Source organism: Bacillus salipaludis (assembly GCF_030938565.1).
Lineage (GTDB): Bacteria > Bacillota > Bacilli > Bacillales > Cytobacillaceae > Neobacillus > Neobacillus salipaludis_A.
The window spans coordinates 4906159-4924918 of record NZ_JAVGVR010000001.1 but is presented as its reverse complement, the minus strand read 5'-3'; the positions used below and the strand labels follow the sequence as shown (position 1 = coordinate 4924918).

Annotated in this window: 19 protein-coding genes and 1 pseudogene; 15 read left to right on the top strand and 5 right to left on the bottom strand. The window is 38.1% G+C overall.

The window, feature by feature from the left end; translation table 11 throughout:
* Positions 1 to 51: 51 nt before the first annotated feature.
* From panB to RCG21_RS24355, 11 genes are all read left to right on the top strand, one after another.
* Positions 52 to 888 carry a 3-methyl-2-oxobutanoate hydroxymethyltransferase gene (gene panB, locus RCG21_RS24405; RefSeq protein ID WP_133335937.1) on the top strand — a complete coding sequence of 279 codons (837 nt, stop codon included), beginning with the start codon at positions 52 to 54 and terminating at the stop codon, positions 886 to 888.
* Positions 885 to 1733 (top strand): pantoate--beta-alanine ligase, encoded by an 849-nt coding sequence (panC, locus tag RCG21_RS24400; protein ID WP_133335939.1) that lies wholly within the window; start codon positions 885 to 887, stop codon positions 1731 to 1733. The genes panB and panC overlap by 4 nt, the downstream gene beginning before the upstream one ends.
* Before the next feature lie 44 nt (positions 1734 to 1777).
* On the top strand, positions 1778 to 2161 hold the full coding sequence (gene panD / locus RCG21_RS24395) for an aspartate 1-decarboxylase (RefSeq protein ID WP_133335941.1): 384 nt from the start codon (positions 1778 to 1780) through the stop codon (positions 2159 to 2161).
* Positions 2162 to 2293: 132 nt separating this feature from the next.
* The gene (dinG, locus tag RCG21_RS24390; protein ID WP_133335943.1) at positions 2294 to 5092 is read left to right on the top strand and encodes an ATP-dependent DNA helicase DinG; all 2799 of its coding nucleotides are present in this window, start codon (positions 2294 to 2296) and stop codon (positions 5090 to 5092) included.
* An 85-nt stretch (positions 5093 to 5177) separates the two neighbouring features.
* Complete coding sequence (locus RCG21_RS24385) at positions 5178 to 6026, top strand: ComEC/Rec2 family competence protein (protein ID WP_133335945.1); 849 nt, start codon at positions 5178 to 5180, stop codon at positions 6024 to 6026.
* A gap of 104 nt (positions 6027 to 6130) precedes the next feature.
* On the top strand, positions 6131 to 6301 hold the full coding sequence (locus RCG21_RS24380) for a YpmA family protein (protein WP_071353850.1): 171 nt from the start codon (positions 6131 to 6133) through the stop codon (positions 6299 to 6301).
* Between the two features lie 12 nt (positions 6302 to 6313).
* On the top strand, positions 6314 to 6787 hold the full coding sequence (locus RCG21_RS24375; RefSeq protein WP_133335947.1) for a cell wall elongation regulator TseB-like domain-containing protein: 474 nt from the start codon (positions 6314 to 6316) through the stop codon (positions 6785 to 6787).
* A gap of 27 nt (positions 6788 to 6814) precedes the next feature.
* The gene (locus RCG21_RS24370; protein ID WP_235824832.1) at positions 6815 to 7999 is read left to right on the top strand and encodes a pyridoxal phosphate-dependent aminotransferase; all 1185 of its coding nucleotides are present in this window, start codon (positions 6815 to 6817) and stop codon (positions 7997 to 7999) included.
* Between the two features lie 135 nt (positions 8000 to 8134).
* Complete coding sequence (locus RCG21_RS24365; protein WP_133335951.1) at positions 8135 to 8839, top strand: DnaD domain-containing protein; 705 nt, start codon at positions 8135 to 8137, stop codon at positions 8837 to 8839.
* 214 nt (positions 8840 to 9053) lie between these two features.
* A complete protein-coding gene (gene nth, locus RCG21_RS24360; RefSeq protein ID WP_133335953.1) occupies positions 9054 to 9710 on the top strand; it encodes an endonuclease III in 657 nt (218 codons plus the stop codon).
* Positions 9710 to 10102 (top strand): YpoC family protein, encoded by a 393-nt coding sequence (locus RCG21_RS24355; protein WP_133335955.1) that lies wholly within the window; start codon positions 9710 to 9712, stop codon positions 10100 to 10102. The genes nth and RCG21_RS24355 overlap by 1 nt, the downstream gene beginning before the upstream one ends.
* Positions 10103 to 10123: 21 nt before the next feature.
* Here the strand turns inward: RCG21_RS24355 and RCG21_RS24350 are convergent, their stop codons facing one another.
* Together RCG21_RS24350 and recU are read right to left on the bottom strand one after the other, a co-directional pair.
* Entirely contained in the window at positions 10124 to 12814 is a 2691-nt protein-coding gene (locus RCG21_RS24350) for a PBP1A family penicillin-binding protein (RefSeq protein ID WP_133335957.1), read from the bottom strand.
* A 37-nt stretch (positions 12815 to 12851) separates the two neighbouring features.
* On the bottom strand, positions 12852 to 13466 hold the full coding sequence (recU, locus tag RCG21_RS24345; protein ID WP_308913872.1) for a Holliday junction resolvase RecU: 615 nt from the start codon (positions 13464 to 13466) through the stop codon (positions 12852 to 12854).
* Between the two features lie 120 nt (positions 13467 to 13586).
* Here recU and RCG21_RS24335 point away from each other — a divergent pair.
* From RCG21_RS24335 to RCG21_RS24325, 3 genes and pseudogenes are all read left to right on the top strand, one after another.
* Positions 13587 to 14548, top strand: a pseudogene (locus RCG21_RS24335) (DUF2515 family protein).
* 1014 nt (positions 14549 to 15562) lie between these two features.
* Positions 15563 to 15835: a hypothetical protein gene (locus tag RCG21_RS24330; RefSeq protein WP_133335963.1), complete on the top strand. Its 273-nt coding sequence runs from the start codon at positions 15563 to 15565 to the stop codon at positions 15833 to 15835.
* Positions 15836 to 15919: 84 nt separating this feature from the next.
* The gene (locus RCG21_RS24325; protein WP_133335965.1) at positions 15920 to 16276 is read left to right on the top strand and encodes a DUF1798 family protein; all 357 of its coding nucleotides are present in this window, start codon (positions 15920 to 15922) and stop codon (positions 16274 to 16276) included.
* A 35-nt stretch (positions 16277 to 16311) separates the two neighbouring features.
* Here the strand turns inward: RCG21_RS24325 and RCG21_RS24320 are convergent, their stop codons facing one another.
* Positions 16312 to 16524, bottom strand: coding sequence for a YppF family protein (locus RCG21_RS24320; protein WP_026573237.1), 213 nt, complete (start codon positions 16522 to 16524; stop codon positions 16312 to 16314).
* Between the two features lie 187 nt (positions 16525 to 16711).
* Here RCG21_RS24320 and RCG21_RS24315 point away from each other — a divergent pair, with 187 nt between their 5' ends.
* A complete protein-coding gene (locus tag RCG21_RS24315) occupies positions 16712 to 17254 on the top strand; it encodes a YppG family protein (protein ID WP_235824833.1) in 543 nt (180 codons plus the stop codon).
* A 43-nt stretch (positions 17255 to 17297) separates the two neighbouring features.
* Here RCG21_RS24315 and RCG21_RS24310 read toward each other — a convergent pair whose 3' ends face one another.
* Positions 17298 to 17780: an Hsp20/alpha crystallin family protein gene (locus tag RCG21_RS24310; protein ID WP_133335969.1), complete on the bottom strand. Its 483-nt coding sequence runs from the start codon at positions 17778 to 17780 to the stop codon at positions 17298 to 17300.
* 143 nt (positions 17781 to 17923) lie between these two features.
* On the bottom strand, positions 17924 to 18622 hold the full coding sequence (locus RCG21_RS24305; RefSeq protein WP_133335971.1) for a Crp/Fnr family transcriptional regulator: 699 nt from the start codon (positions 18620 to 18622) through the stop codon (positions 17924 to 17926).
* Between the last annotated feature and the right edge of the window lie 138 nt (positions 18623 to 18760).

The window sequence follows — 18760 nt, the reverse complement described above, 5'->3', positions numbered from 1 at the left end:
AAGATACTCTTTACGTTTACTCACCTCTTCCTAATAAAAGGAGGTACGATGATGAAGCAAACGACTGATTTTCTGAAAATGAAACAAAGCGGAGAAAAAATTGTCATGTTAACAGCCTATGATTATCCTTCCGCTAAACATGCCGAGCAAGGAGGAGTAGACATCATTTTAGTTGGGGACTCATTAGGTATGGTTGTCCTCGGTTATGATTCTACGATCCCCGTAACCCTTGATGACATGATCCACCACACAAAAGCCGTTAAGCGTGGTGCAAAGGAAACCTTTATTGTCGCAGATATGCCATTTTTAACGTATCATCTGTCTCTTCATGAAACGCTGAAAAATGCCGGAAGATTGATTCAAGAAACAGGTGCACATGCGGTAAAGATTGAAGGAGCAGATGATGTTATTGAAAAAATAGCTGCCCTTACCAAGGCTGGAATCCCGGTTTGTGCTCATTTAGGATTAACACCACAATCAGTTGGCGTTTTAGGTGGTTATAAGGTTCAGGGAAAAGACGCTCATGCAGCGATTAAATTGCTTGAAGATGCAAGAGAATGTGAACGGGCAGGTGCATTTGCCGTTGTTTTAGAATGTGTTCCAAAGCAGCTTGCACATGAGGTTGCAAAAGAATTGAACATTCCGGTGATTGGGATAGGTGCAGGGCAAAATGTAGATGGACAAGTCCTTGTATATCATGACGTCTTAGGGTATGGGGTTGAACGGGTACCTAAGTTTGTAAAGAAATATTCAAATCTAGATCCATTTATTACGGAATCAATCCATGCCTATACCGAAGAGGTTAAATCGAACAAATTTCCGGAAGATCAGCACTCCTTTACAATGAAAGAAGAGGAACTTCAAGGTCTTTATGGAGGAAAACAATGAGGGTAATTCCAGCTGTCAAAGAAATGCAAGCAGAGGTCTTAAATCAAAAAGCACAAGGAAAATCGATCGGATTTGTCCCAACTATGGGTTTTTTGCATGAGGGTCATCTCAGTCTTATAAAAAAAGCTAGAGAAGAAAATGATCTGGTGGTATTAAGCATATTCGTAAACCCACTTCAGTTTGGTCCAAATGAGGACTTTGCCACCTATCCCCGCGATTTTGAACGGGACCGGGCATTGGCGGAGAGCGAGGGGGTAGATTTTCTTTTCTACCCCTCTGTTGAGGAAATGTATCCGAATCCTTCATCCGTAACCTTAGTGGTTCAGAAACGTACGGACGTTTTATGCGGAAAATCCCGTCCCGGTCATTTTGACGGGGTGGCAACAGTTTTGGCGAAGCTTTTTCAAATTGTGCAGCCAACAAGGGCTTATTTCGGGAAAAAGGATGCCCAGCAAGTGGCAGTTGTTGAAGGGCTAATTACCGACTTAAATTTCCCTGTGGAATTGGTACCCGTTGATATTGTTCGCGAAGCAGATGGGCTTGCTAAGAGCTCAAGAAATGTAAATCTACTTCCTGAAGATAGAAAGCAGGCAGTTGTTCTTCATAAAAGCCTGCAGCAAGCGAAAAAGGTGATGGATGAGGGGGAGAGAAACCCTTCTACACTAATCAGCTTAATTAAGGAAATGATTACTTCAGAGAGCAGCGGACGTATTGATTATATAGAACTATTGTCCTACCCTCAGTTACTTCCGATAGAAAGATTAGAGGGGAAATTCATCATCGCATTGGCTGTACATTTTACTAATGTTCGTTTAATTGACAATTTCATCTTAGAAATAAATTAATCTGTACAATAGAAAAACAACCAAAGACCGGGAGGAGAACAATCATGTTTCGTACGATGATGAATGGAAAAATCCATCGCGCAACTGTTACAGAAGCGAATTTAAACTATGTGGGCAGCATTACCATTGATGAAGATATTTTGGATGCGGTTGGGATGCTTGCCAATGAAAAGGTGCAAATTGTCAACAACAACAATGGAGCCCGTCTTGAAACCTATATTATTCCCGGTGAGCGCGGCAGCGGAGTGATTTGTTTAAATGGTGCAGCGGCCCGGCTTGTCCAAAAAGGGGATATTGTTATTATTATTTCCTATGCGATCGTTTCAGAAGAAAAATTATCTGAGCATAACCCTAGAGTCGCCATTATGGATGAAAACAACAAAATAAAAGAATTGATACACGCTGAACCAGCGTTAACAGTGATGTAATCCCCTTTTTTGGGGATTTTTCTTTTTTTCGGATCTTTTTATATAATAGTTTTAAATCTCTTGAAATAGTTTCTTTTTCTTTTACCTTTTTTGTGATACCGTTTTAATGAACGAAGGTTTGAGGTGTAAATAATGTTAGAAAATAAATATGTTGTTATAGATTTAGAAACCACAGGTAATCTTCCTAAAAAAGGGGATAGAATTATTCAATTTGCAGCTGTGGTCATTGAAAACGGTATAATCACAGAAATGTTTTCATCATTGGTTAATCCAAAAAAGCAAATCCCGGCTTTTATTGAAGAATTAACTGGTATTGATGATGATATGGTAAAGGATGCTCCTGCGTTTTCAGAAATTGCCCCAAGGATAGAGAAAATTCTTGAAGGGGCTTATTTCGTTGCACATAATGTATTATTTGATTTATCATTTCTCCAGGAAGAATTACAGCTTGCTGGTTTTGAGGGCTTTTACGGATCTGTAATAGACACGGTGGAAATGGCAAGGATTCTGTATCCAACAGCAGATGGCTATAAGTTGTCAGATTTAGCCGAAAAAGAAAATCTACAGCACGATCGTCCGCATCAAGCCGACAGTGATGCCGAGGTAACAGCAGAATTATTTCTTATTTTGCTTAACAAATTGGCATCAATGCCCATTACAACATTAAGACAGCTTTCACAGCTTTCAGGCGGTCTTAAAAGTGATTTACAGCAATTGCTCGACGAGTTGCTCGTGGAGAAGGACCCTACTGAAGAGGTCCTGCCAGAAGGGATTGAAGTTTTTAAGGGAATTGCTTTAAAAAAAGAAACCGCGAAGCAAGCAGTATATCGGGAAAAGGAGCCTCTTCATTATCCTGAAAAAGAAGCGGAAAAAATCAAGATCATAAAGCAAGCCTTTGAAAACTTTGAAAATAGAACCGGTCAACTTACGATGATGGATGGAATTTATCAAGCGTTTCAAAAACAGGAGCATTTGTTGATTGAAGCGGGGACAGGTGTAGGAAAATCCATTGGTTATTTATTACCAAGCGTATTTTATTCCAAGCAAAAAGGACAGCCTGTTGTGGTGAGTACTCATACCATTCAGCTCCAGGAGCAAATTATTAAAAAAGAAATCCCAATGCTTGAAAAAATGCTTCCATTTAAATTCACATCAGTGCTTTTGAAAGGAAGAAGTCACTATTTAAGCCTGGTGAAATTCAACGAAACCTTATTAGATGAAAACGATAATTACGATACAACCTTAACGAAAATGCAAATCCTGGTCTGGTTGATGGAAACAGACACAGGTGATAAAGATGAATTGAATTTGGCAAGTGGAGGATCTTTTTATTGGAATCGGATAAAAAATGACCCAGCTGTTTTTATACAATCATATGAATGGCTTGAAAAGGATTTTTATCTTAGGGCTAAAAAAACAGCTGAGGAAGCAAATTTAATCATTACCAATCATTCTTTACTATTAAGTGATCTTTCCGCCAATGGGAGCATTCTGCCTAATTTTGATTTCTGCATTATTGATGAAGGACATCATTTTGAGAAAGTAGCCAGTCAGTTTTTTGGCTTTAGCTTAGATTATTTGTCCACTAGAATGCTGTTAAGCCAATTTGGTCACTATGAACAGAAACAGCTTTTTTATCAGTTTGAGGAATTGCTGAAATTATCAGGCAGCAAAGCGGAAGCGTTGGCACATACATCTAAAATAAACAAGCTGGCAACAGATTTATTTTATGAAATGGATGAATTTTTTAAGCTGATTGCCCTATATGCCAAAAAGATGGGAAGTAACAAAAAGGGATTCACCCGCGCAAAGGTGCGCTTTTCAGACGAAGACCATGGAAAAGAGAAGTCAGCACTTGTCCATAGTGCAGAAAGATTTGCATTCTTGCTAAAGGATTTGCATTTAGCCATGATGGACAGATTAGCATTGATTGAAAATAAAAAAGGCAAACTTACACAAGAGCATAGGAATATTATCGAGGAATTGATTTCATTTCTACATGATTTGGAAGAATTGAAAAATACTGTCCAATCATGCTTTATTCTAAAAACAAATTTTGTAAAATGGATGGAAGTAGACTATAGGTCTCCACAAAACGTAACAACCTTTTTAGCGAAACCAGCCTCTGTTGCAGTAGCGCTCAGGGAAAAGTTTTTCAATAAGAAGAAAAGTGTTGTTGTGACATCAGCCACGTTAACGGTTAACCATTCATTTGAATATATAAAGAAGGAGATTGGCCTTCCTTCCGCTTCTACCATGATAATTCCTTCTCCATTTGAATACGGAGATCATGTTAAGCTATTGATTTCTGAGGATTTACCGGAAATCAATTCTGTCTCACTGGATGACTATGTTGTAACCATTACAGAACATATTATTTCACTTTCGGAAGCAACTAAGGGAAGAATGCTGATTCTTTTCACAGCCTATGACATGCTGAAAAAGACATATGAACTCATAAAAGAAAGTGGTTTTTTAAGCGATTTTGCGATTTTTGCTCAAGGTATTACCAGTGGAAGCAGAACAAGATTAACAAGAAATTTTCAACGTTATGATAAGGCCATTTTACTTGGGACAAGCAGTTTTTGGGAAGGTGTAGATATCCCCGGAGAGGATTTATCCTGCCTTATTATTGTCAGGCTTCCATTTAGCCCGCCGGATGAACCCTTTACGGAGGCAAAATGTCAATATATCATCCAGCAGGGTGGGAATGCCTTTTCGGATTATTCCCTTCCTGAGGCAATCCTTCGTTTCAAACAAGGCTTTGGCCGATTGATTCGAACAGCTTCAGACAGGGGGATTGTCATTGTTTTTGATAAAAGGATTATCACTACGAAGTATGGTAATGCCTTTTTAAAGTCCATTCCTGCTGTTCCGGTCAAAAAAGGTAATATAGATGAACTTGTGGAGATTATTAACGAGTGGTTATGAAGGATGGAATCTTCCTAACCATTAAATTCGGATAAAATTTGGTAAAATTACACATCCTATAGATAATATAGGGGAGGGAATGTGTATGCGAATTTTACTAATCCTAATAACTCTATTTTTACAAAATACTACATTGGGTTTTGCCTCTTCATTAATCTCGGATGATTTTGAAAGTATCAACTTAAAATTGAAAGACCATGAAATGGCCGTATCTTTTTTAGGGTTAACAAACGGGGAGGCAACCCTTATTCAAGGCCCTAATAATGAAAATATATTAGTGAATACAGGTGGAGAGAGCGTAGAGTCAGAATTAGATGAATGGCTGCGGTTCTATGGAGTAAAAGAAATTAATTCTTTAATCTTAACGAATAAACAAGGATTAAATGAATCTCAAATTAATCATTTAATCTCCAATTATTTTATAAAAGAAATTGTGACAACGCGTGAAATTTCAAGTCAATTGTCAGCGCATTTCCATGGCGCTAATTTAATCCCTATAAAGGTCTGGGGAGATGGGACAGCGAAACAGATTTTACCTGAAGTATTAGCAAACGTTCAGTATGCAGGAAATGAACAGGATGAGGGGTTAGACTTTACTTTAAAGTTTTATAAACATCGCCTCTTTTTTATGACTTCCTATAGTCCAAGGTCACAGGAGATGTTAATGAAAAAAAATCTCGGAGATATCAATGTCTTTAAGGTCCCAACGATGGTCGAAGACAATTCTTTATCTGAAAAATTAATTCATACGGTCAATCCGCAAATATCGATTCTTTTTTCTACAGAAAAAAACTCCCCGGATATTGATATGATCCAGGATCTACAGGATTCCTGGTCGGAAGTATATTTTACAAAGAAGCAAGGTACTGTGACCATTAAATTTACAGAGTTCAACTATGAGGTTTTTAACATCCCAATTGAAGGGGATGAATAAAGACAAAAAATTAATCTAAGATTGGGTAAATTAAAACACGAAACCGTGCACACCTGTTATAATAGTTGAAGAGTTTTCTGATTTGGCAATAAAGGAGGCAGGATATGGAGAGTAAAATTGAAGTCTTATCAACGGTTAAAATCCAGCATGGTCCTGATTTATATAAAATAGTCGATGCTCTGAATCGCACACTAAAGGAAAAAGACCTCATGTTTGGACTTGCCCTAGATCAAGAAGATAAAAATAAAGCGATTTTTACCATTTATCGTACATAGTGAAGTGATAACGTGAAAAAATGGATTGTAAGTCTCGTAGTAATTATATTAGTTTTTACAGGGATTTTGGTTAAGGTGTATGTAAAAGCACAAGAACCACTTAATACTGCAGAAAAAAAAGCCCTTGCTCTTGCTGAGAAAAAAGTTGCCATTAAAGAGGTGGATGACTTTCATGTCTATCATGGAATCGATACGGTTAATGTCATTGAAGGAAAAGCCAAAAACGGTCAAAAAATTATCGTTTGGATTCCTGAAAAGACGAAACAGATTATCGTAAGAAATGCGAAGACAGGTCTTACAAAAGAACAGGCAATAAAAAAGCTTTTACAAGAAAAAAATCCTGAAAAGATTATTTCTGTTCGCTTAGGAATGGAGAAAAATATTCCTTTATGGGAAATTTATTACCGTTCAAAAAATAATTTAATAAATTATTATTACATTCACTTTGAAACAGGCGAATGGCTAAAAAAAATTGAAAACTTTTAGTATAGTTGGAGAATGGAGGAGAAGAAGTTGGTAAATCTTGCAGAGCGGGTGTTGGCGCTTACGCCTTCATCAACATTAGCGATTACAGCAAAAGCAAAAGAATTAAAAGAACAAGGTGAAGATGTTATTGGATTAGGTGCTGGTGAGCCTGATTTTAATACTCCACAGCACATTTTAGATGCAGCAACAGAGTCTATGCAGGCTGGTCATACAAAATATACTCCTTCAGCGGGTTTACCTGCACTTAAGAAAGCGATTATTGAAAAATTTGAAAAGGACCAAGGAATTTCCTATAAGGCAAATGAAATCATTGTTGGGAATGGTGCTAAACATGTTTTATACACCCTTTTCCAAGTTCTGTTAAATGATGGGGACGAGGTAATTATTCCAACTCCTTACTGGGTCAGCTATCCTGAACAGGTTAAGCTTGCAGGGGGAGTACCGGTTTATATTGAGGGTAAAGAAGAAAACCAATTTAAAATTACTCCGGAGCAGTTAGCTGGTGCCATTACAGATAAGACTAAAGCAGTTATCATTAATTCACCAAGCAATCCTACAGGGGTTCTATACACAGCGGATGAGCTTCAAGAATTAGGAAAGGTTTGCCTTGAAAGGGACATCCTAGTTGTTTCAGATGAAATTTATGAAAAGCTTGTGTACGGTGATCATAAACATATTTCAATTGCTCAAATTTCACCTGAACTAAAAGCTCAGACTATTATTATCAATGGTGTTTCCAAATCCCATTCCATGACTGGATGGAGAATTGGTTATGCTGCCGGTAACAGTCAAATTATCCAAGCAATGACAAACCTGGCAAGTCACAGTACATCGAATCCAACAACAACTGCACAATATGCGGCAATTGCAGCATATAACGGCACGCAGGCGCCTGTCGAGGAAATGCGTCAAGCCTTTGAACAACGATTAGAAATTATTTATGATCAATTAGTATCTATTCCAGGTTTTTCGTGTGTAAAGCCGCAAGGAGCCTTTTATTTGTATCCAAATGTGAAAGAGGCAGCAAAGCTTACAGGATTTAATAATGTGGATGACTTTGCAACTGCATTACTTGAAGAAGCAAAAGTTGCCGTTATCCCAGGCTCTGGTTTTGGAACTCCAGATAATATTCGTCTTTCCTATGCGACATCATTGGATTTATTAGAAAAAGCAGTTGCAAGAATGCGTCAATTTGTGGAGTCAAAGCGATAGGGATAGTCTTTATTGATGAAAAAGTCTGCTAATGCAGACTTTTTTTACTTATAGTTTTCTTTACCAATGTTGGATTTCTAATACTCTTACTACCATGGCTTGTTCATGTTATACTTAACGCGAGGTGTTTAATATATGAAATCAACGATTGTTTCATGGCTTCAGGAAGGTAATATTACTGTCCCAGCCATTTTATTTTCAGAGTATCGAAATCTAAATTTAAACGAATACGAACTTGTTCTTTTATTAAATATTATGACTTTTATCGAAAAAGGAAATCAATTTCCAACCCCTGAAGAACTCTCCTCCCGTATGACAGTTTCCATAGCGGAATGCAATGAAATGCTGCGAAGACTTATCCAAAAGGGATGTATCGAAATCATTGATGAATATTCACAGGATGGGATTCGGTATGAAAGGTATTCTGTGATTCCTTTGCTTGAGAAATTGGTTGAACAATTCTTGATGAAAAATAAACGCGTTGATGAGGCAAATAAAAAATCTGAAGAAACAGATCTTTATACATGTTTTGAAAAAGAATTCGGTCGTCCCTTATCCCCATTTGAATGCGAGTCATTGGCGATGTGGATGGATGATGATCATCATGACCCCATTATTATAAAAGCTGCATTACGCGAAGCAGTAATGTCCGGTAAATTGAATTTTCGTTATATTGATCGGATATTATTTGAATGGAAGAAGAACGGAATTAAAACAATTGAACAAGCAAAAAACCATGGTCGAAAATTTCGTAATAAACAACAGCAAAATAGAAAAACAAGCCAGGAAGATTCGGAACAATCCCCAACAGTTCCTTTCTACAATTGGCTCGAACAATAAAATCTCAGATAGCGAGAGGTGGTTCTCTCGTTTATTTTTATTTTATCTGTGTTTGAGTGAAGCGGAAGGTGCGAGACTCCTGCGGGAGTACGGGACAGGGGAGACCCGCAGGCGCTTAGCCACGAGGAGGCTCACCGAACCCGCCCGCGGAAAGGGAAGCACCTGGAGCGTAAATCAAATGAAGTTTCAATTTATAATAGGTAGGTGACCAGTTTTGTTGAATAATACACAAATTCGCTATTGTCTTGATAAAATGGGCGAGATGTTTCCTGACGCCCATTGTGAATTAAATCATTCCAATCCCTTTGAACTAATCATCGCTGTTTCTTTATCAGCCCAATGTACAGACGCACTCGTCAATAAAGTAACGAACAACTTATTTCAAAAGTACAAAACACCTGAAGACTATTTAAGCGTTCCGCTTGAAGAGCTTCAAAATGATATCCGTTCGATTGGTCTGTATCGCAACAAAGCTAAAAATATTCAAAGCCTGTGCCGAATGGTACTAGAAGAGTATAATGGAGAAATTCCAACGGATCGTGATGAACTCACAAAGCTCCCTGGAGTTGGAAGAAAAACTGCAAATGTCGTGGTTTCTGTTGCATATAATATACCGGCTATTGCCGTTGATACCCATGTCGAAAGAGTGAGTAAACGGTTAGGCATTTGCCGCTGGAAAGATTCTGTTCTTGAGGTGGAAAAGACGCTAATGAGGAAAATACCACCCGAGGAATGGTCGGTAACCCATCATCGCCTGATTTTCTTTGGAAGATATCATTGTAAGGCACAAAACCCGCAATGTCCTTCTTGTCCTTTATTAGAGCTATGCAGGGAAGGAAAGAAGCGTATGAAGGCAAAGGATGTTTCCTAATGGAAAATCGATTTGATTTTGAAAAGCCTTGGGAGAACCCTACCGAAGTAATCCCAAGGCTTCTAATGGAATGGGGACAGATCAAAACAGATCTTGAAAAATTTTATCGCATTCGTGATCAAGAGAATACGAATCTGGGAATGAAAAAGGGGATTAACTTATTTCTTAAATTCTTATTTTGGTCGAATGAATTGCCAGTGGGTGATAAAGAACCACTGCCACTTGATTCATTACCATACAGACCTGTTAACATTGATGAGAGGATTGGTTTTATCCTTAAAAGACCCAATCTTTTTCATTCCTATCGTCAGCTTTCTGAACTTTTTCTTGAACAAGAAAAACAGTTTGTTAAAAAAAATATTAAAGAAAAAGCGTCTAAGCCAAAAGGCTAGACGCTTTTTTCGTAGATTTTATTAGGTACCGGGCTGTTCAGTGTCTTGCGTATTGGTACCGCCGTCTGTTGTGCCAGTATTAGTGTCACCAGTGCCTTGATTCTTATTACCTTGATCATTTCCTTGTTCGGTGCCAGTGCCCTGATTTTGACCTTCACCCTGGCCCTGACCCTGTCCTTGTTCAGTGTCAGTACCAGTACCAGTGCCAGTACCAGTACCAGTACCAGTGCCAGTACCAGCACCGTTGCCCTGATCCTGACCGGTATCCTGTCCTGGATTCGTATCAGATGGTGTGCCGTTCTCAGTGCCGTTATCACCATTGTTTTCATTTCCAGGGGTAGTTTCTTCAGGTGCTTTTGGTACTGTGAAGCTTGCAGCAGCCGAATCACTCTTCCGGCTTCCGTCGGTTGCAACAATGGTAAATTTATAAGTTGCTCCTGGTGTAACATTTGGAACTGTAATTGATTTTTTGTCCGTTGTTAAACTTGTTTGTCCGGAACCATCATCGACAGAGATAGCGAATTGAATATTCGCTGATGATTTATTTTTATAGCTCCACTTAAGAACAAGTTGATTATTTTTCTCGTCGTATTTTACTGATGCACTGCCAGGTGCATTCAATTTATCATATCGAGTTGATACCCTGCTAGGTGCATTCCCTTTAACAGCATATTCTGTAATGACTAAATTGGATGGTGTATATTGACTTGCAAGTACCGGCGGCATTGAGCCTTTTTCAATTCTTACCCTTTGAACACTATTTGGAACAGGGAAATCGGATGTTTGTTTCCCTTCAGATACATAGGAAATCAAATTCCTAAACATATCTTGAGCAATTTTTTGATCCTCCCCAGGTGCAATTGGGGTGGAACGGTCCTTATATCCGGTCCAAATCGATGCTGTGTAATTTGGTGTATAACCGGAGAACCAGGCATCCGGAATATAAGAGCTGCTCGGGATATTCCATTGTGCTCTTTCCTCATCCGTATAATTGGTTGTTCCTGTCTTCCCTGCGATATGAAGACCTGGAACGTTGGCCCTCGTCCCTGTACCCGGATATTGGAGGACACTTTTTAGCATATCGGTAATCATGAAGGCTGTGTAATCCTTCATCACAACTTTTGTTTCTGGTGTGGTGTTAATGACAGTTCCATCACGTAGTTTAATTTTTATCACCGCATACGGTTTTGTATATAAACCATTATTGCCAAAAGCACTGTATGCACCGGCCATTTGAAGAGGAGATACACCGTCCCTTAAACCACCGATTGCATAGGATTCATAAATTTCTTTCAAAGGAATTCCTAAATTATTAGCAAACTTTTTGGCGCGATCCAATCCTACCTGCTGTAAGGTTTGAACAGCAGGGGTATTTCTAGATAATTGCAATGCAGTTCGAATGGTCATTCTCCCCATGTAACGACCATCCCAGTTTCCAAAGGTTTGGCCAGTTGAATATTGTACCGGTTTATCATCAATCGTCTGATATGTTCCCCATTTTAAATATTCAATGGCAGGGCCGTAATCCAAGACAGGCTTGATGGTTGAACCCGGCTGGCGTCTCGTATCAATTGCATAGTTGAAACCCCGTTTTACTTGCTGGTTTCGACCGCCCCCGATTGCCCGGATCGCTCCAGTTTTCGTATCAAGAAGTGAAACACCAGCCTGGAATTTTTCATCAGGATAGTTAATCACATCCTTGGTATTCAGCATTTTATAAACATATTTTTGTGCCTTTGGATCCACTGTTGTATAAATAGTTAAACCATCGGAGAAAATATCAAAATCTCCTTGCTGTTTCACTTCATCAATTACCGCATCAACAAAAGAGTCGAAAGGTTTTTCATCAATCTTGCGCTTGTCTTCTTTTACTAATCCTTTTTTAATCGGAACTTTCATGGCTTCTTCCATCTTTTGCTTTGAAATAAAACCATGTTGATGCATTAAGGATAATACGATATTACGTCTTTTTTCTGCCAAGTCAGGATTTGTAAATGGATTGTAGTTATTAGGACTTTGCGGCATTCCCGCTAGCAAGGCAGCTTCAGGCAATGTCAAATCCTTTAGTTTCTTTCCGTAATAGGTTTCAGCAGCCGTAGCCATCCCGTAACTGCCTTCTGACATATTTACCTTATTGACATACATTTCAAAAATTTGGTGTTTTGTATATTTCTGTTCTAGCTGATAGGAAAGCCACGCTTCCTCCACTTTTCTTTTTAATGTTTTCTCTGGTGTTAAAAATGAATTTTTAATTACCTGCTGGGTAATGGTACTTCCACCTTCAGCTCCAAATCCATGCTTAATATTAGCCAGCACAGCACCGCCAAGACGGATAGGATCAATTCCATGGTGCTTATAAAAGCGATAATCCTCAGTAGCCAGGACGGCATTCTCCAAAAGCTTTGGTATATCCTTATAGTCGACATATTCCCTGTTAACAGCGCCGACTTCAGTCAGCAGGTGGCCATTCATATCTAAAATCTTCGATGAAATGGGATCTTTTAAAACCTTTGGATCAAGTTTTGGAGCGTCTTTCACCAAGTAGGCAAAAGTTCCAACCCCGGCCAAAATCACGACAATTCCAAGGGCGACAAGGGTTAAAAATATTTTTTTTATAATCCCTTTAGGTTTTTTGCTTGTTTTTGTTTTTGGGTTGCCCTTTGTTTGCTGCTGTTTTCGGCGCTCCTCTCTTGATTGATATTGATCAGCCATTTTAAAGTCCTTCCTTTCCAACTTCACTCAAGGTTATTTAAGACAATTGATAAAGCGTATCTATTATTCTAATATAGTCAATTCTTGCTTGGAATCCAAGCGGAATATAATACCCAAGTTGTTCAATTTCCTCCTTGGTAATTGATTTTCTTCCTCCTGTTTTCATTCTATCCCAAAATTGTAATAAGTTTTTCGCTTCAAGCAAATAAACCTGTTCCTCCTTTGTAAATCTTAAAATGACAAAACAGATTCCTCCCTGAAGCAGTACTTCTTCCATATGTCGGATTTGGTGCTCATGGAAATTCTTTAAGGGAAATGAACTGGAATTCTGTGTTTCTTTTGCTTCAAAATCAATATATTTACCTTTATATACCCCGTTATAATCGGTAGTAGAGGCTTGCTTGAAATAAGCTTCCTTTATGACAGCCGCACTTCGCATCGGGTAATCTACCTGAACAATTTGAACAGGTGTAGGTTTTTTATGAACAACCGCAATTTTTTTTTCTCTGTAATATTCATTTGTTATATTTAAGTCTTCTTCAAGAGTCATTCCTCGATTACTGTAAGATTCATTTTTTTTCTTATTAGCAATTTTGGTATTTGCCGCTGCATTAGGAATATACTGTTTTCCGTTTGGATAATTCACGCTCATTTTTTGCACCTCTCAAACTATTATTTATCATAACAAATCAAAGCCGAGTTGGGTGCATAAAAATTTGCAAGTTCCGTATTCTAATCATTACAACTTTTATTTTAACAAGGGAAGAGAATAATGAATCATTTTACAATACAGGAACAGGAGATTATCCGTCAAATAATAACTGAAACGGAAAAGAAAAATCTCGATAATATTTCAAGAACAAATGCCTATTTTCGGTATTTTAAGAAAAATCCTGATATTATTTGGTCCTTTCTTGCCCATATGGTTTCAAGGAATGGGGGATGGAATATGTGTGACCTTGAAGGGTCTATATTCCCGCATTTATTGGAGTCGAAAATAAGAAAGCAGCTTTTCCTAACCTATGAGCGGGCTAATTGGTTAATTTTCCACGATGTTTTCCCCAGCTGTTGCTCTATCAATATTCGACGAGATTAGACCGTCCGATGTTTCATTTACTTCCATATTTCAATGTTTCTTCATTTATTCAAAAGGAATGGGTTCACTATTGGAATGAAAAAGATAAGTTCAGAATGATGACGGCTTTAATTATTAATGAACAAAATGTCATTCAACAACCAATTATTGAGCATCCAATTTATAAGAAGAAAGTATTTCGTTCGATGATTTTCACTTTTCAGGATTGGCTTCATTTCAGCTGTGTATTGTTTCCGACCTGTGGGGGAGAAGTGTATGGGTCCTGTGTGAGTGGATTCCGATCGGTTTCAAAAAGAATTCATTTGGGGAAACGACTTGCAAACATTCTTTTTCATCCACGTTTATTTCCTTATTTTTTTGAATTTGCCAATCGTACACCTCATACGGGTTCAAGGTATGACTATGAACAGTACTTTAAAACGAAGATTGTAAGAAAAACACCTATACTAAGAGCAGCTTTTCCTGTGATTAAACATCATCAACATACCTATGAGGATTGGAATAAACATCAACGTGTATCCCCAATATGGCTCCATGGACCAGTCAGTCATAAACATTCAATTCACCTAACAGATTGGTATTTCAAAAAATTGACTCAACTAGAACTCTTGCTTGCTCTAAAAAATTCCTTTTTATAATCGAAAAAGATCCATGAAGATTCTTGCTCAGATAGTCCCTGCAAAATGGCCTGTAGATTTCCGCTCCGGTCACTCGCTTTCCGCGGGGAGGTCCTGGAGCCTCCTCGGCGCTTGCGCCTGTGGGGTCTCCAGTGACCTCTCTATCCCGCAGGAGTCGAGTGCCCTCCGCTCCAATCTACAGGGGCAAATCAACCTAAAGTATTGCATACACTTATTCAAACCTCACAAAGTGAAATTATTGTTATAAGGGAAAAGAAAAGTGGTTTCATTGTCCAATCAAGCTGGTATTACTGTCAAAATGGAATAGAAAAATTGTTTGTCGTGTCACGACTTTTACTTTATTTTTTGAGCGTATATCGGGGTAGTATAGGCAGTTCCCACTCTTCTTTGAATCAGTCTTGTATTCTTTATAAGCCTCACAATAATGGTGCAGGACATTGTTGTAAGGGCCTGTTGGTTGGAGTGGAAGGCACGGAGACTCCTGCGGGAGTACGGGGCAGGGGAGACCCCGGAAGCGCCCAATCGCTGAGGAGGCTCCCCGGCACGCTCGCGAACCGCTTGTGCCTAGAGCGGAAATCAACAGACTTATTGTAATGACAAAACTCTTAAGATTTATAGTAAAATAACCTGTGAATCATTTAAGAGAGCAAATAAAATAAAGGCTATCGAAAGATTTTCAATAGCCTGAGCAAGAGTTCCTTGCTTTTTTTCGTTATTCTGCTGGCCGATTTGGACCTTCTAGTTTTTTATCACCATAGCCAGCTCTTTTTTCAGTCTCTGATTGCCTAGGATTTTTATTTTGCTGTTTTTTATTTGTCATCGAAAAACACCTCCATTTCTAGCTTGTACGTTTTTACTAATTTCATTCGGAATCCGTTTTGTCGAAAACGTAAGCTTATAATGCCAAAATTACACTTTGTTTGACGAATAACTTCTAGTTTTGTCAGGGTAGAAGGAAGCAGGAAAAAGAGGGAGAATTACTATCTTAGAGAAAACTTGAGGAGGCTGTTAATAATGAATAAGCCAATGTCTGAAAAAGAAATGCTGCTTACGATGCTGACAGATATATACGATCAGTTGGAAGAATTAGAGTCGGTTCTAGAGGCATCATTCTCAGACCTTCGAAACAGTTTAGTGGAAGATGAACACAATAAATTGACAGTGCCTAAACAAAGATTATCAGCAATAGATGAGGAAATGGGGCATCTCTTCCCTGATACTTGCAATCATACAGATCTGAAGCAAAATCATGTCTCTGGAAGGCTAAAGCTTGAACTTGGCTTTTAATAAACAGTAAAATAGAGAATATCTTTTTAAGGTAGCTTTGTCATTCACAGCTACTTTTTATTTTGCAAAAAGGGAAGGTAGCATATGGAAGAGCGACATAAAGAACTAACGCAAAAATTACTTCAAAACAATCAATTGTTCTTGAAATATTATCAAGAAGTACGTGAAACCGGGATAAAACAGGATTTTCATCAGGTGATAAAACCTTTTGTCGATGAAGTAAAGATGGAAACGGATGAATGGAAGGAGTTAATGAAAAAATGGTTAAGAGAAAACTCTCGTAAGCATATTTATGAAAAGCAAATTGATCTTATCGCTGAACATATTTCTGATTTATCCATCCAAGCCTTTTTCCCAGAAACAAGCCGAACAAGGTTCACGAATACAAATCGAACGGTAGAATATTTTTTAACAAGTCTATTAATGGAGTTAAAAAAATAGAAAAAAGATGCCAAATGGCATCTCTTTAAAGTGATTTAGTTAGAATTTTCGATGAGGGAGTTTTCCGTATAATTTTCAGGAATAACCGCGCCTTGAGATTCAAGTTCACGGACAAGAAGGCGATATTCTTTAATGCTAATTTCATTGTGAATATAGGCTTTCTTGGCAAAATCCATTAGTGTATTAACATCATTTGTGCTGTAATCTCGACTTTGAATAAATTTGCTTTTTAATTCATGAATATCCATAGATTTCTCCTCCTTCACCTTTTATCTATCGTATCACGAAAAAAAAGGATTTTTTGTTTTTGAAATATTTAAACTTCAGACAAAATTCGTTTCGTTTTGACAAATCGCTGTGCTTTTAAAAATAATCACCTTTCCTGGGTTTTTATCATAAAGTGAAGTAATGAAAGAGTGGAGGAGATGTTTGCCCATGTATGGTAACTATAGGCCAATTCCCTTCTTTAATCATGGATTACCAGGGCAAAGGAAGCAAGGGTGGCCAGTTGATTATGAAAGAAATCATCAAGGGTTTGTTTTAAATCAGCCCTTTCCGTATCCGTCCCAAACACAAAATTACGATTGGAACCAGTACCAGCAGCAAAACCCATACTTACCGAAAATGGTTGGCCAAACCTATCAACAAGGGATGTTTCAACAGCCAATGCCCTATCCAAATCAGCAGTTTTCACAGAAGGATTCGCAATTTCTTTTCCAAAACCCGCTTCAGCCACAAGAGAAAAAGGTTCCTAACCAGTATATGCCCATGAACGGGTACCCAATGATGAATCCCTATCCAAAACAAAACATGATCCCCAAACAACCTGGGGGAATGAAATCGATTATGAATTCGTTTAAGTCCCAGGACGGGACAGTAGATCTTAATAAAATGATGAATACTGCTGGTACAATGATGAATGCAGTAAATCAAGTATCTACACTGGTAAAGGGGCTTGGCGGTATGTTCAAACCATAAAAAAGACGGCTTCGCTAAGCCGCCTTTTTTTGTTTCATGTATGTTATTCTTCAATTCTGATGACTTTTCCTTTTTCCTGAGGAATTCGGATTTGAAGTAAGCCATCACGGTAGGAGGCTTTTACTTTTTTTTCATTGATTTGGTAGGGAAGTGAAATGGTTCTAGAGGAGTGCTGGCGCAATTGCCTTTTATGATAAAGCTGATTTTTTTCATCTTCCTCGGTTATCATTTCATTATTATCAATGGAAATCGTTACATAATGGCCGGAAATATTTAAATGAATCTGCTCTCTTTTAATTCCCGGAAGTTCTGCCGTAATAATATATTCCTCCTTGGTTTCAACCGTTTCAACGGGAAAAGCCGCACTGAGTGGAAAGGGAGTTTTAAAAAGTTCATCAATCGATTGTAAAAAACCTCTGATCGGCTGTTCATGAAACAAGTCATTCATGGATTTGAATAAATCGCTGAACGGCTCGGTTTTTGATTTTTTTTTGTTATTTGGATCGCCCGGAAGCATGGCTGACATTGCAATTCCCTCACTTTCAAGAATTTCACACAACATCATATGCTAACGGTACTAGGTATGTGCCTGAATAACAGAGGAGGCCTGGGCTTGGATAAGAACAGAATAAATGAAAAACCGCTGCCAAGGCAGCGGTTAAGCTTTTTTTAGATCAAATGAATCTCTTCCATCAGAATATCGATATCAAGCAACATATTGCCTTCATCGTCAACTTCAATTAATTCCTCTTTTTTCATTTTTGTCAGTGTCCGGCTAATCGTTTCACGGGTTGTTCCGATCATGTTGGCAAGGTCCTTATTGGTAAATTCCGCTTTTAAGAGGATGGAGCTATCTTCAAGCTTCTTGCCATACTTTTGTGCAAGGCGGATGAGTAATTTTATAATTTGTTCATAGGTATTATTAAGAATTTGTTCCTCCAACCGGTTTTGCAGATCAACAATTTTTTCCCCAAGGACACGAAATACTTTTATACATAACTCAGGGTTTTCAATTAGCACAGATTCAAACTTTAGTATGGGGATTGCAATTAAGGTTGATGGCTCGAGGATTTCAGCATAGGCAGGGTAGTCTCCTTTTCTAAAAAAACCGACATGCGGAAACATTTCACCCTTTTTCATAATGTTAACAAGTTGCTCTTTCCCGCTAATATCGCTTTTATAGATTTTTACTTTCCCGCTTTTAATAAAGTAGACATTTTCAAGGGGGTCTCCCTGTAAAAAAACATGGCTATGTTTTTTCCATTCCCTCACAATCGCGATATCGGTTACTTTTGTTAATTCATAGTCATTCAAGTCTCGAAAAAGAGTGAATTCTGAAAGTATCTTTTTAATTTCTTCTATTTTCATTCTTTCACCACATTAAATTATTTTTAATTTATTGTATCAAAAAAACAAGCCTTTTTTTAATCATTACCTGTATTATCCTAAAAAGGTGTTTTAAATGTTACAAAATTGTGGCTAAAAAAAGGCCGGTTGGAATAATCA

Coding starts and splice junctions, on each gene's coding strand:
- RCG21_RS24385 (WP_133335945.1), top strand. CDS start 5,178: ATGCGAATTTTACTAATCCTAATAACTCTATTTTTACAAAATACTACA.
- recU (WP_308913872.1), bottom strand. CDS start 13,466: ATGAGCGTGAATTATCCAAACGGAAAACAGTATATTCCTAATGCAGCG.
- panC (WP_133335939.1), top strand. CDS start 885: ATGAGGGTAATTCCAGCTGTCAAAGAAATGCAAGCAGAGGTCTTAAAT.
- RCG21_RS24365 (WP_133335951.1), top strand. CDS start 8,135: ATGAAATCAACGATTGTTTCATGGCTTCAGGAAGGTAATATTACTGTC.
- RCG21_RS24380 (WP_071353850.1), top strand. CDS start 6,131: ATGGAGAGTAAAATTGAAGTCTTATCAACGGTTAAAATCCAGCATGGT.
- RCG21_RS24305 (WP_133335971.1), bottom strand. CDS start 18,622: ATGAAAATAGAAGAAATTAAAAAGATACTTTCAGAATTCACTCTTTTT.
- RCG21_RS24310 (WP_133335969.1), bottom strand. CDS start 17,780: ATGTCAGCCATGCTTCCGGGCGATCCAAATAACAAAAAAAAATCAAAA.
- panB (WP_133335937.1), top strand. CDS start 52: ATGAAGCAAACGACTGATTTTCTGAAAATGAAACAAAGCGGAGAAAAA.
- RCG21_RS24320 (WP_026573237.1), bottom strand. CDS start 16,524: ATGGATATTCATGAATTAAAAAGCAAATTTATTCAAAGTCGAGATTAC.
- RCG21_RS24350 (WP_133335957.1), bottom strand. CDS start 12,814: ATGGCTGATCAATATCAATCAAGAGAGGAGCGCCGAAAACAGCAGCAA.
- RCG21_RS24315 (WP_235824833.1), top strand. CDS start 16,712: ATGTATGGTAACTATAGGCCAATTCCCTTCTTTAATCATGGATTACCA.
- RCG21_RS24325 (WP_133335965.1), top strand. CDS start 15,920: ATGGAAGAGCGACATAAAGAACTAACGCAAAAATTACTTCAAAACAAT.
- dinG (WP_133335943.1), top strand. CDS start 2,294: ATGTTAGAAAATAAATATGTTGTTATAGATTTAGAAACCACAGGTAAT.
- RCG21_RS24355 (WP_133335955.1), top strand. CDS start 9,710: ATGGAAAATCGATTTGATTTTGAAAAGCCTTGGGAGAACCCTACCGAA.
- RCG21_RS24330 (WP_133335963.1), top strand. CDS start 15,563: ATGAATAAGCCAATGTCTGAAAAAGAAATGCTGCTTACGATGCTGACA.
- panD (WP_133335941.1), top strand. CDS start 1,778: ATGTTTCGTACGATGATGAATGGAAAAATCCATCGCGCAACTGTTACA.